Source organism: Cohnella sp. OV330 (assembly GCF_900112065.1).
Classification (GTDB): domain Bacteria; phylum Bacillota; class Bacilli; order Paenibacillales; family Paenibacillaceae; genus Cohnella.
In genome coordinates this window covers 275,051-287,367 of record NZ_FOKE01000009.1, presented here as the reverse complement: position 1 = coordinate 287,367, position 12,317 = coordinate 275,051, and the positions used below count along the sequence as shown (strand labels likewise).

Annotated in this window: 9 protein-coding genes; all 9 read right to left on the bottom strand. The window is 61.4% G+C overall.

Going from position 1 to position 12,317, the window contains the following annotated elements:
• Position 1: 1 nt before the first annotated feature.
• A complete protein-coding gene (argF, locus tag BM235_RS21470) occupies positions 2 to 964 on the bottom strand; it encodes an ornithine carbamoyltransferase (protein ID WP_090116284.1) in 963 nt (320 codons plus the stop codon).
• A gap of 107 nt (positions 965 to 1,071) precedes the next feature.
• A complete protein-coding gene (locus tag BM235_RS21465) occupies positions 1,072 to 2,253 on the bottom strand; it encodes an acetylornithine transaminase (protein ID WP_090116283.1) in 1,182 nt (393 codons plus the stop codon).
• Positions 2,254 to 2,278: 25 nt separating this feature from the next.
• Positions 2,279 to 3,061 (bottom strand): acetylglutamate kinase, encoded by a 783-nt coding sequence (gene argB / locus BM235_RS21460; RefSeq protein ID WP_090116282.1) that lies wholly within the window; start codon positions 3,059 to 3,061, stop codon positions 2,279 to 2,281.
• 12 nt (positions 3,062 to 3,073) lie between these two features.
• On the bottom strand, positions 3,074 to 4,300 hold the full coding sequence (gene argJ / locus BM235_RS21455; protein WP_090116281.1) for a bifunctional glutamate N-acetyltransferase/amino-acid acetyltransferase ArgJ: 1,227 nt from the start codon (positions 4,298 to 4,300) through the stop codon (positions 3,074 to 3,076).
• Positions 4,301 to 4,322: 22 nt separating this feature from the next.
• Positions 4,323 to 5,402, bottom strand: coding sequence for an N-acetyl-gamma-glutamyl-phosphate reductase (argC, locus tag BM235_RS21450; protein WP_090116280.1), 1,080 nt, complete (start codon positions 5,400 to 5,402; stop codon positions 4,323 to 4,325).
• Positions 5,403 to 5,732: 330 nt separating this feature from the next.
• The gene (locus BM235_RS21445) at positions 5,733 to 6,728 is read right to left on the bottom strand and encodes a YitT family protein (protein ID WP_090116279.1); all 996 of its coding nucleotides are present in this window, start codon (positions 6,726 to 6,728) and stop codon (positions 5,733 to 5,735) included.
• 224 nt (positions 6,729 to 6,952) lie between these two features.
• Positions 6,953 to 8,084 (bottom strand): peptide chain release factor 2 gene (prfB, locus tag BM235_RS21440; RefSeq protein WP_110468884.1). Its coding sequence is split into 2 segments (ribosomal slippage): positions 6,953 to 8,005 and positions 8,007 to 8,084, totalling 1,131 coding nucleotides; the frame shifts between segments, so codons are not numbered across the junction.
• A 175-nt stretch (positions 8,085 to 8,259) separates the two neighbouring features.
• Complete coding sequence (gene secA / locus BM235_RS21435; protein ID WP_090116277.1) at positions 8,260 to 10,776, bottom strand: preprotein translocase subunit SecA; 2,517 nt, start codon at positions 10,774 to 10,776, stop codon at positions 8,260 to 8,262.
• Between the two features lie 86 nt (positions 10,777 to 10,862).
• Positions 10,863 to 12,227 carry an MBL fold metallo-hydrolase gene (locus BM235_RS21430; protein ID WP_158543763.1) on the bottom strand — a complete coding sequence of 455 codons (1,365 nt, stop codon included), beginning with the start codon at positions 12,225 to 12,227 and terminating at the stop codon, positions 10,863 to 10,865.
• Between the last annotated feature and the right edge of the window lie 90 nt (positions 12,228 to 12,317).

Genomic DNA, 12,317 nt, shown 5'->3' with positions numbered 1-12,317 from the left:
GTTACATGATCGCGGCCATGACGGCCTTCTGCGCGTGCAGGCGGTTCTCCGCCTCGTCGAAGATGATGGAGTGCGGGCCGTCGATGACGCCCTCGCTCACTTCCTCGCCGCGGTGCGCCGGCAGGCAGTGCATGAACAGGTAGTCGGACTTGGCGTGCTTGGCCAGCTCCTCGTTGACCTGGTAGTTTTTGAACGCGCGCTCGCGTTCCTTCTGTTCGGCCTCGAAGCCCATGCTCGCCCACACGTCGGTGTAGATGATGTCTGCGCCCTCGACCGCCTCGCGCGCGTCGCGCACGATATCGACCTTGGAGCCGGATTGGTCGGCGAACTCGCGCGCCAACTTCACTTGTTCCGCATCCGGCTCATAGCCCTCCGGAGAAGCGCTGGCGAAGTGGATGCCGAGCTTGCTCGCGCCGATCATGAGCGAATGCACCATGTTGTTGCCGTCGCCGATGTACGCGACCTTGAGGCCTTCCAGCTTGCCCTTGTGCTCAAGGATCGTCTGATAGTCGGCGAGCGCCTGGCACGGGTGCGACTGGTCGGACAGCGCGTTGATGACCGGGATCGTAGCGCCGCGGGCCAGCTCGACCACGTTGCGGTGGCCAAAGGTACGGATGATGATGCCGTTCAGATAACGCGACAGCGTTTGCGCCGTATCGCGAATCGTCTCGCCGCGGCCCATCTGAATGTCGTTCTTGCTCAGGAACAGGCCGTGGCCGCCGAGCTGGAACATGCCGACCTCGAACGATACGCGCGTACGGGTGGACGATTTTTCGAAAATCATGCCGAGCGTCTTGCCCTTGAGCGGTTGATAGACTTCGCCGGTCTTCTGCTTGCGCTTAAGATCGATGGCGAGGTCGAGCAGGTAACGGATCTCGTCAGGCTGGTAATCGACGAGCCCCAGGAAATCCCGCCCCTTGAGGCCTTGGGCGAGTTCTTCGGCGTTTGCGGCCGGGTTAGGCATGGCGATACCTCCTTGGTATGAAAAGGGGCGCACAGACCCCGCGTTAGTGATAGTGTTGGCGAAACGCCGGCCGGCCGCGATCGAGCGTGCAGCCGGCCAAGGCGCGATTAGTTCGAGGCTTTCGCCGCGGCCGCTTCGGTCAGGACGGCGGCGATCAGCTCGACCGCGCGGTCGATGTCCTCGCGCGACACGAGCAGGCTCGGCAGCAAGCGGATAACCGTCGGTCCCGCCGAGACGACGAGCAGGCCGCGCTTGTGCAGCTCGCTCACCCAATCGGCGACCGCCTCAGTGCACTGGATGCCGATGAGGAGGCCGCGGCCGCGGATCTCGGTGACGATCGGCAGATCCAGCAGCTTCTCGCTCAGCTTGGCGATCAAGTACTCGCCCGAAGCGGCTGCGCGCGCCGGCGCGTCTTGCTTCAGAATCGACTCGACCGTGGCGGCGACGACCGTCGAGGCGATCGGCGTGCCGCCGAACGTCGTCGCGTGCGAGCCGGCCGTAAAGGCAGGGATCAGCTTCTCCTTGCCGAGCATGGCGCCGACCGGGAAGCCGCTGCCGATGCCCTTGGCGAGCGTGAAGATATCGGGCTCGACGTCATAGTGCTGATGCGCGAACAGCTTGCCGGTACGGCCCATGCCCGTCTGGACTTCGTCCAGGATGAGCAGCAGGCCGTGGCGGTCGCACAGCTCGCGGACGCCGCGCAGGAATTCGGGGTCGACGACGATGACGCCGCCTTCGGCCTGCACGAGCTCCAGCATAATGGCTGCCGTGCGGTTCGTGATCGCCGCTTCCAGCGCAGGCAGATCGTGCAGCGGCACGTGGACGAAGCCCTCGGGCAGCGGCAGGAAGCCTTCCTTGACCTTATCCTGCCCGGTCGCGGTCAGCGTCGCCAGCGTACGGCCGTGAAACGACTGCGTAAACGTGATCACTTCATAGCGATTGTTGCCCAGCACCTTCTGGTGATACCGGCGGGCCAGCTTGATCGCGGCCTCGTTCGCTTCGGCGCCGCTGTTGCAGAAGAAGACGGCGTCGGCGCAGCTATTGTCGGTCAGCAGCTTGGCGGCTTTTTCCTGGAACGGGTTCACGAAAAGGTTGGACGCATGCCACAGCTCCCCGAGCTGCGCCACGAGCGCATCCTTCACTTCGTCCGGCACATGGCCCAGATTGGTGACGGCCAGGCCGCCCATAAAGTCGAGATACTCCTTGCCTTGATCGTCCCACAGGCGGCTGCCTTTGCCCTTGACGATGGCGATCGGATAGCGTGCGTAGGTCGGGAACAAGCTGCTCATGTTTTCCACTCCTTCGTGAATTGAATTATTCGCGTACGATGCGGGTGCCGAGGTTGCCCCCGCTCACCGCCCGGCTCAGCACCTGCGGCGCCGCGCCGTCGACGATCAGCACCTCGCGCACGTCGCCGGTGAGGCAAGCCATAGCTGCCCGCACCTTGGGGATCATGCCGCCGTAAATCTCGCCGCTCGCGATCATCTCTTCGATCTGCGCGAAGGTGACCTGCGGCAGGACCTGCTTCTCTCCGTCCACAGTCCGCATGATGCCCGGCACGTCGGTCACGACGATCATCGTGGCGACGCCCAGATGCGAGGCGACGGCGCCTGCGGCGGTGTCCGCGTTGATGTTGTACCGCTGGCCGGCCGCGTCGATGCCGATCGGCGCGATGACGGGCAGGTAGCCGAGCGCCACGATGCCTTGGATCAGCTCGGCATTGACGCCGGTCACGTCGCCGACTAGGCCGACGACGTCCGCGTTCGCCACGGGCTGCGCCTCGATCAGCCGCCCGTCGGTGCCGGACAGGCCGAGCGCCTTCGCGCCGCTCTGCTGCAGCCGCCGCACGATCTGCTTGTTGATGCGGCCGGCGAGCACCATCTCGACGACCTCGAGCGTCGGTTCGTCCGTTACGCGCAAGCCGCCTTCAAAGCGGCTCTCAATGCCGAGTTGGCCGAGCGTCTCGTTAATCGCCGGGCCGCCGCCGTGCACGATGACCGGCTGCGCCCCGCTCTCCTGCAGGTCGCGCAGATCCTCGAAGAACGCGTCCGGCAGCGCGGCGAGCGTGCTGCCGCCGCATTTCATTACGAATGCCATCGCTGCGCCCCCCTATGTCCGGTAAGCGGCATTGATCCGCACATAATCGTAGGTCAGGTCGCAGCCCCAGGCCAGCGCCTGGCCGCTGCCCATATGCAGGTCGACGCGAATCGCGACCGTGTCGCCCTTGAGGTAAGCCAGCGCCGCGTCTTCGTCGAACGCGATCGGGCGCGACTGCTCGAGCACGAGGATGTCGCCGAGCCGCACGTCGACCGTGTTCACGTTCAGCGGAACGCCTGCGCGCCCCGCCGCCGCGATGATGCGGCCCCAGTTGGCGTCCGCGCCGAACGCCGCCGACTTGACCAGGCTCGAGCCGATGATCGTTTTGGCGATTGCCTGCGCGTCAGCGTCGCTGGCGGCGCCCGCGACGGTCGTCTCAATCAGCTTGGTCGCGCCTTCGCCGTCGCGCGCGATCGCCTTGGCCAGCTCCTCGCACACGTAGCGCAGCCCTTCGGCGAACGCCGCCCAGTCCGGATGCGCAGGCGTCAGCTCGACATTGCCTGCAAGGCCGTTGGCCATCGCGACGAGCATGTCGTTGGTGCTGGTGTCGCCGTCGACGGTGATCATGTTGAACGTCAGGTTCGTGATGTCGCGCAGCAGCGTCTGAAGCGCCGCGGAACCGACGGCGGCGTCCGTCGTGACGAAGCCGAGCATCGTCGCCATGTTCGGGTGGATCATGCCGGAGCCCTTGGCCGCGCCGGCGATCGTGACTTCCTTGCCGTCCACGACGACGCGGACGCAGGCGGTCTTCTTGACCAGGTCGGTCGTCAGAATCGCCTGGCAAAAATCGTCGGAGCCCGCCGCGTCGCCCTTCAGGCGCTCAGGCAGACGCACGATGCCTGCGCTCACGCGGTCCATCTTGAGCGGCTCGCCGATGACGCCGGTCGAGGCGACGGCGACCTGGTGCTTCGCCACGCCGAGCGCCTCGGCGATCTGCGCGCGCATCGCGTACGCGTCGGCTTCGCCCTGGGCGCCGGTGCAGGCGTTGGCATTGCCGCTATTGACGAGCACCGCGGTCAGCAGGCCTTCTTCCGCCAGGCTCTCGCGCGTCACCTGCAGCGGTGCCGCCTGAAATAAGTTGGTCGTATACACCGCCGCAGCCGATGCCGGCACCTCGCTGACGATCGCGCCGAGATCGTGACGCTCCGTTTTTTTCAGACCGCAGTGCAGTCCGCCCGCTTTAAAGCCCTTGGGCGTCGTCACGCCGCCGTCCGGCACGATGAGATAGCTCTTCCCCATGTCGCTCTCGTTCCCCCGTCCGTTATGGATAGACCGGCAGGAACGTCAGACCCGTCGTCTCGTCCCAGCCCATCATCAAGTTCAAGTTCTGAATCGCCTGGCCCGACGCGCCCTTGACGAGGTTGTCGATGACGGAGATGACCGTCAGGCGCTTGGTCCGCTCGTCGACGAGCACGCCGATGTCGCAGTAGTTCGAGCCGTACACTTCCTTGGTCGACGGATACGTCCCCTCTGGACGCACGCGCACGAAGGGCCGGCCCTCGTAGAACTGATTGTACAGCTCGCGGAAATCGGCCGTCGTGCGGCTCTTGTCCGTCAGGCTCGCGTACATCGTGCTCATGATCCCGCGCGTCATCGGCACGAGATGCGTCGTGAACGACACGGTCACCGGCGCACCCGCTGCGCGCGCCAGCGTCTGCTCGATCTCCGGCGTGTGCTGGTGCTGGTGAATCTTGTACGCCTTGAAGTTCTCGTTGACCTCGGAAAAATGAGCGTTCATGTTCAGCCCGCGGCCCGAGCCGGACACGCCGGTCTTCGCGTCGACGATGATGCTGTCCGGGTCGATCCAGCCGGCCTTGACCGCCGGATACAGACCGAGCGTCGTCGCCGTCGGGAAGCAGCCCGGATTGGTAACGAAGCTAGCTCCGCGCACCTCGTCGCCGAACAGCTCGCTCATGCCGAACACCGCTCGCTCGAGTTCGTCCTGCTGCGGCGCTTCTTTTTTGTACCACTGGGCGTAGCTGTCCCTGTTCTTCAGCCGGAAGTCGCCGGACAGGTCGATGACCTTGAGTCCCGCCGCGAGAAACTGACTCGCCAGCTTCGTGCTGACGCCATGCGGCGTCGCGAAGAATACGACGTCGGCCTTGCCCGCGATCAGTTCGGGATCGACGGCGTCCAGGATGTCCGTGCGGATCTCCGTCAGATGCGGATAACCGGCCGCGAACGGTTCGCCCGCATTGGACGAGGAGATGACGGACGTGACCGTCACGTAAGGATGGGCGGCCAGCAAGCGGATCAGTTCGACCCCGCCGTAGCCGGTCGATCCGACGATGGCGGCGCGCACCTTAGATGGTGCCGAAGATGATGATGAAGATGATGGCATTTTACATACACTCCTTGCTGTATAAAGGAATGGGACGCTAGCGCGAAGGGGCGCGCGCCCGCCGTTCATGGCAAACTATTCCCATTGTACCGGATCGCGATGGGGATGTCTAAAACAAGTTGAGCCCCGCCGCCGCGTCCCGGCTATGTAAGATGCAGCTGCCAGGTCGGCGCTGCGGGACGCGGCGGACGGCGGCTCGGCGGCACGCGGGGTCCGGTTGTCGATGTGTATCATTATACATTCGAATGATTATTTATTCAATGAAAGAATCGGCTGGAAGGTAAGGTTATTTTTGATGGATGTATCGAGGATATTCATGAATGGCTCGGCTTAGCCGCCGGGTTTTGACCCTTTCGGCGCGACCGGCACATTCGGCTTGTTGGATACGCTCGGCCTGGCTGGCGGATGCGGCTCGTGAAATCCCTCACCCAACACCTCCGCCGCGTTCGTGATGATGACGAAGGCGCCCGGGTCGGCGTCCTGCACGAGCAACTTAAGGCGGGTCACCTCGTTCTGTCCGACGACCGTCATGAGCACAGGGCGCTGCTGGCCGGTGTAGCCGCCCTCGCCCTGCAGCTTGGTGAGGCCGCGGTCCAGGTCGATGAGCACGGCCTGCGACACCTTTTCCGGCTGCGTCGTCACGATGAAGGCGGCCTTTGACGTCTGCAGCCCCGTCTGCACGACGTCGATCGTCTTGCTCGTGACGAACAAGCCGATGAGGGCGTAGAGCGCGTTCTCGGGCGCGATGAGGATGCCGGCCGAGAGGATGACGAGGCCGTCCAGCGTGGCGACCGCCAGACCGAGGCGCAGCCCGGTGAAGCGGTGCAGGATTTGCGCGGCCGTGTCGAGGCCGCCGGTGGATGCCTGGCCGCGGAAGACGAGGCCGAGGCCGAGACCGACGCCGAGGCCGCCGTAGATGGCGGCGAGCAGCGGGTTGTGCGTCGGCGGCGTCCAGTGCGCGGTGAGCAGCACGAACAGCGGCAGCACGACGGAGCCGACGGCAGTCTTGATGCCGAAGCGGCCGCCGAAGACGGCGAGGCCCGCGAGGAAGAGCGGGATGTTGAGCGTCCACTGGGTGTAGGCGGGCTTAATATCGGCCAGGTAGTTGACGATGACCGAGATGCCTGAGACGCCGCCGGAGGCGATGTTGTTGGGCAGGAAGAACAGGTTGAAGCTGACCGCAATCAGGAAGGAGCCGACGAGCAGCAGCGCCATCGACACGGTATTGCGATAGAGCGGCGAGCGCGGCTTGCGGCGGCGCTTGTTCGGCCTTGGCTCCGGATGAAGAGGAAGCTCGGCGCCATTCGCTTCGTTTGCATTTTCCATCGTAGGAAGCCCACTTTCTTTTATTTTAGAGCATGTAGTTGCATACAAAAAAGGGCAAGCCCCTTCACTCGGGCCGGCGAGATAGGTTCACTTCGAACGGATGCCGACATCGCTTCCCGTTGAGGGGAGCAGTGCCGGCGATCGGAAGAAACGTTTCCTCGCGTTGCCATTAGTGTCGGAACTTGCCGCATGCTTTATTCGAATAAGGTGCGCGTGCCGATCGGTTATTCGGCGGCCGCAGCCGGATCTGTCTTAATCTGGCTGCGCAGGTAGCCGTCGATGAACGGATCGATATCGCCGTCCATGACCGCCTGTACGTTGCCCATCTCCACGCTTGTACGATGATCCTTCACCATACTGTACGGGTGGAAAACGTACGAGCGGATCTGGCTGCCCCAGGCGATGTCCAGCTGCTCGCCGCGGATGGCGGCCAGCTCGGCCTGCTGCTCCTGGATCTTCTTTTCGTACAGCTTGGATTGGAGCATCTTCATCGCGCGGTCGCGGTTCGAGATCTGCGAGCGTTCGGTTTGGCAGGCGACGACGATCCCGGTCGGCAAGTGAGTAAGTCGGATCGCCGAATCGGTCTTATTGATGTGCTGGCCGCCGGCGCCGCTCGCCCGGTAGGTATCGACGCGCAGATCCTCGGGACGGATCTCGATCGTGATATCGTCCGGGATCTCCGGCACGACGTCGCAGGACACGAATGACGTATGGCGTCTGCCGGACGCATCGAACGGCGAGATACGGACGAGCCGGTGCACGCCCTTCTCGGCCTTCAGGTACCCGTAAGCATTGTAGCCGCGGACCATGATGGTGACGCTCTTGATTCCCGCTTCGTCGCCTGGCAGATAGTCGAGCAGCTCCACTTTGAAGCCCCTCTTTTCCGCCCAGCGCGTGTACATCCGGTACAGCATCGAAGCCCAGTCCTGCGACTCCGTGCCGCCCGCGCCCGGGTGCAGCTCGAGGATCGCATGGGACTTGTCGTACGGCTGGTTGAGCAGCAGCTGCAGCTCGAAGTCGTCGACCTTCTTGGACAGCGCTTTGACGCTGCCGACCCACTCGACCTCAAGGTCCGCGTCCGACTCCTCCTCCAGCATCTCTTGCATCGCTTCCAGGTCCTCCTGCTCGGCCGCTAACGTCGAATACTGCTCCACGACGCCTTTGACCGCATTCAGCTCGGAGATGACGCCCTGCGCCTTCTCATTGTCGTCCCAGAAGTCCGGCGCACTCATTTTCTCCTCGAAGTTTGCGATCATTTCCTGCTTGAGATCTAAGTCAAAGAGACCCCCTAAGATACGTGAGTCGCTTCGCGGATTCGCGAAGGTCTTGCTTGGCTGTGTAATCGTTGACGGCCATTTAAAATCACCTCATCGTAGAATGCGGCCCGGCTTGCGGTCCGAAGTTGCTTTCTGTATCTTCGCTGTCCCTGTAAGTTCAACAATCGCAGCCGATCTCCCGACATGCAAGAGCGATGCTCACCGGACGCGGCCCGGTTAGGCCGCCCGGCGGAGCACCGCTCCCGTGCCTTCGATCAGTCTATGCGACCGTGGCACATTTTGTATTTCTTGCCGCTGCCGCAAGGGCAAGGGTCGTTCCGGCCGACGCGCTGCTCCGGCGAACGGGCAGGACGCTTCGGTCCGGCTTCGGCCTTGGTATCGACGGCTTGGCCTTCGGCGACGGCTTCGCGCTTCACGTTGCTCTCGACCTGCGCCTTCATGATGTAGAGCGTCACTTCTTCCTCGATCCGCTCGATCATGGACAGGAACATATTGTGGCCTTCGAACTGATACTCGCGAAGCGGATCGTTGCCGCCGTAGGCGCGCAGGTGGATACCTTGACGCAGCTGGTCCATCGCGTCGATATGGTCCATCCACTTGCTGTCTACCGCGCGGAGAACGACGACCTTCTCGAACTCGCGCATCGTCTCTTCGCCGATCATCTCTTCGCGCTCGCCGTACAGCTGCTCGATGCGCGCCATGAGGAGTTCGACGATCTCTTCCTTTTCCTTGCCCCACAGGTCGTCCTTGTTCACGCGATCTTCCGGCAGGAAGTTGGCGTGCGCGTAGCCTGCGAGACCCTCGAGATCCCAATCCTCCGGCACATCGTCGCCCGGGCAGTGCTTGTCTACCGCGCGCTCGACGACCGACTTGATCATCGGCATAACGACGTCGCGAATCTTCTCCGAGCCGAGGATCTGGCGACGATCGCCATAGATCTTCTCCCGCTGCAGGTTGATGACGTCGTCGTACTGCAGGACGACGCGGCGGGCGTCGAAGTTGCTGCCTTCGACGCGCTTCTGCGCCGACTCGATCGCGCGGGTGATGAGACGGCTCTCGATCGGGGAGTCCTCGTCGAAGCCCAGACGCTCCATCATGCCCATGATATTGTCCGCGCCGAAGCGGCGCATGAGCTCGTCCTCCATCGACAGGTAGAACTGCGAGGAACCCGGGTCGCCCTGACGGCCTGCGCGGCCGCGGAGCTGATTGTCGATCCGGCGGCTCTCATGCCGCTCGGTGCCGATGATATGAAGGCCGCCAATGTCCGGCACGCCATCGCCGAGCAGGATGTCCGTACCGCGGCCGGCCATGTTGGTCGCGATCGTGACCGTGCCGCGCTGGCCCGCGCTCGAGATAATCTCCGCTTCCTCGGCGTGATACTTCGCGTTCAGCACCTGGTGCTTGATGCCCTTCTTCTTAAGCATTTCCGACACGCGCTCCGAGTTCTCGATCGATACCGTACCGACCAGTACCGGTTGGCCGGTCTGGTGACGCTTCACGATCTCCTCGACGACGGCGCGGAACTTGCTGTTCTCCGTCTTGTAGACGACATCCGGAACGTCCTTGCGGATATTGGTGCGATTCGTCGGGATCTGCACGACCTCGAGGCCGTAAATCCGCTTGAACTCCTCTTCCTCCGTCTTCGCCGTACCGGTCATGCCGGCCAGCTTGCGGTACATCCGGAAGTAGTTCTGGAACGTGATCGTCGCCAGCGTCATGCTCTCGTTCTGGACGTCCAAGCCTTCCTTCGCCTCGATCGCCTGGTGCAGCCCGTCGCTATAACGACGGCCCGCCATCAAGCGGCCCGTGAACTCGTCGACGATGACGACTTCCTCGTCCTGCACGACGTAGTCGACGTCGCGCTTCATAATAAAGCGCGCGCGCAGCGCCTGGTTCACGTGGTGGTTAATCAGCACGTGCTCGTGCGCGAACAGGTTCTCGATATCGAACGCCTGCTCCACCTTCGTCACGCCGGCTTCCGTCAGCGCGATGCTCCGCATTTTCACGTCGATCGTGAAGTCCTCGGTCTCGGACAGACGGCTCGCCACGCGATCCGCTTGATAGTACATCTGCGTCGACTTCTGCGCTTGGCCGGAGATGATCAGCGGCGTGCGCGCCTCGTCGATCAGGATAGAGTCGACTTCGTCGATGATGGCGTAATAGAGCGGACGTTGAACCATCTGCTCCTTGTACAGCACCATGTTGTCGCGAAGATAGTCGAAGCCGAACTCGTTGTTCGTGCCGTACGTGATGTCGCAAGCGTAAGCGGCTTGCTTTTCCTCATGGGAAAGACCGTGCAGGTTGCAGCCGACCGTCATTCCCAGAAAATTGTAAACCTGTCCCATCAATTGGCTGTCCCGTTGCGCAAGGTAATCGTTCACCGTGACGACGTGCACGCCCTTGCCGGCGAGCGCGTTCAGATAGACAGCGAGCGTGCCGACGAGCGTCTTGCCTTCGCCTGTCTTCATCTCGGCGATCTTGCCGCTGTGCAGCACCATGCCGCCCATCAGCTGGACGTCGTAGTGGCGCTGCTTCAACACCCGCACCGCGGCCTCGCGTACGACCGCGAACGCCTCCGGCAGAATATCGTCCAGTTCAAAATTTTCTTTATTCAGGCGCTCGCGGAACTCGTCCGTCTTGGCACGAAGCTGTTCGTCGCTCAGCCCTTTAATAGAAGACTCCAGCTCGTTGATCTCGTCGACCGTCTTGGACAGTCGCTTCACTTCGCGCTCGTTGGCGTCTCCGAATATCTTCTTCACTATTCCGAGCATATGATACCCCTTCCCCTTATGCGGGATGACCGTATCTATTTATTTTAGCAGTTAAGCGGGAGGGGGGCAAGAAAAGCGCCGTTTGCTCAACCTTTGATGGATGAAGGAAGATGGAGATAGCACAACGCGGTAAACAAAGGCCTGTCAAAAACGTCCGGCGCGCGCTTGAAACGCAGATGAGATCCGATTTCCGCGTTATTCCAGTGTGCCTTCCGTTCAAGCATTCGTTTTAGCAGCTTGGCATCCAGTTGCACCGCCAGGCACGGCTCCACGATATCTCGAATTGGAATACGAGAAACTTCTCCTTCAGTTAATGGCACGTGGAAAATTCCCTCCTCGTCGCCGACGTCCATATACACGTTCCAATCGTGCAGCCTTGGACGGATTCCGCGCGTAGCCATTTGTCCGATCATATGACGTTGCGCTTCCTGGAGTTTTAATAGCAACTCATCGCTCGTACACGGAGTATCCGACTCGTAAATATAACTTTTGCCGCTTAGCTCTCTTTCAACGTAAGCAAGCTTGTCGGTCATTGAAATCGGCCGGTAAGGAGAGGAAGCAATACCTTCCTTCAAATCGAACCATTCCCCGGAGTTTAACAGCACCATTTCGGACGCAATCCCTCGCGCGCTTCGCTCAGAAGCGAACAATAGTTCTAAATCCTCAAGCTCGGGTACGCCCCTGAAGCGATTTAAATGCCACAACCTGCCGCCCAGCGTATACTGCCCCGCAAATGGCAGAAAATAATCCGGACGCAGCGCCTCAAGATAGTCCGAGCATTGTCGAATGAATTGGCGCTTCTTCTGCTCTCCTTTTAGCATAAGCGCTTCTTCATCCTGATGTTCAAAGCATTGCGGATAAGGTCCCGCCCCGGCATAACCGACGAGCAAAAAATCCACCTTTCCGTAATGATCCACCATGTATTTGCAGGCCGATACCGTCAATCCATACGGACAATCATTCGTATTGACGACGACTTTCCCGCCTCCATGGAAAATCGCTAGCGTATCAAGCGCGTACGTGATCCTGTCCGGTTCGGGCTGGCACGCAAAAGAATGTCCGCATAGCGCCGGATCGCAGAAGTCTGCCCCGAGCACTTCAATAAAGAAGTCGTCGGCTAAACGATACGGGCGATGACCCTGCAGCTCGATAATTTGCTCGAAGCCGCACTGTTTTAGAATTCTATGTACAAAACGGTCCTTGTAATTGGCGATCAGTACCGGAATATGGTCGGGCAATCGGCGAAGCGTCTCCGGGTCCAAGTGATCGGGATGCACGTGAGAGATATAAATATAATCTACGTCCGAAAAATCTTCGGGCGTTATCTCTAGCGGGGGGTAGTGATACCAACTGCCATAATAGATGCCATCCGTCAGCCACGGATCGCATAATACGCGAACGCCTTCATGCTCCACGAGCACCGAAGCGCTTTTAAGATATTGAACCTTCAAATGACGCCGCCCCGCCTTCCCTGCAGTAGGGCCGCCTATCTAAAAGCCCTCTCTCCGTATATCGGATAAGAGGGCTGGGTTTTTGATTTA

Bases quoted from the DNA above. Each gene is read 5' to 3' on its own strand.
- argF (WP_090116284.1), bottom strand. From the start codon at position 964: ATGCCTAACCCGGCCGCAAACGCCGAAGAACTCGCCCAAGGCCTCAAG.
- BM235_RS21465 (WP_090116283.1), bottom strand. From the start codon at position 2,253: ATGAGCAGCTTGTTCCCGACCTACGCACGCTATCCGATCGCCATCGTC.
- argB (WP_090116282.1), bottom strand. From the start codon at position 3,061: ATGGCATTCGTAATGAAATGCGGCGGCAGCACGCTCGCCGCGCTGCCG.
- argJ (WP_090116281.1), bottom strand. From the start codon at position 4,300: ATGGGGAAGAGCTATCTCATCGTGCCGGACGGCGGCGTGACGACGCCC.
- argC (WP_090116280.1), bottom strand. From the start codon at position 5,402: ATGCCATCATCTTCATCATCATCTTCGGCACCATCTAAGGTGCGCGCC.
- BM235_RS21445 (WP_090116279.1), bottom strand. From the start codon at position 6,728: ATGGAAAATGCAAACGAAGCGAATGGCGCCGAGCTTCCTCTTCATCCG.
- secA (WP_090116277.1), bottom strand. From the start codon at position 10,776: ATGCTCGGAATAGTGAAGAAGATATTCGGAGACGCCAACGAGCGCGAA.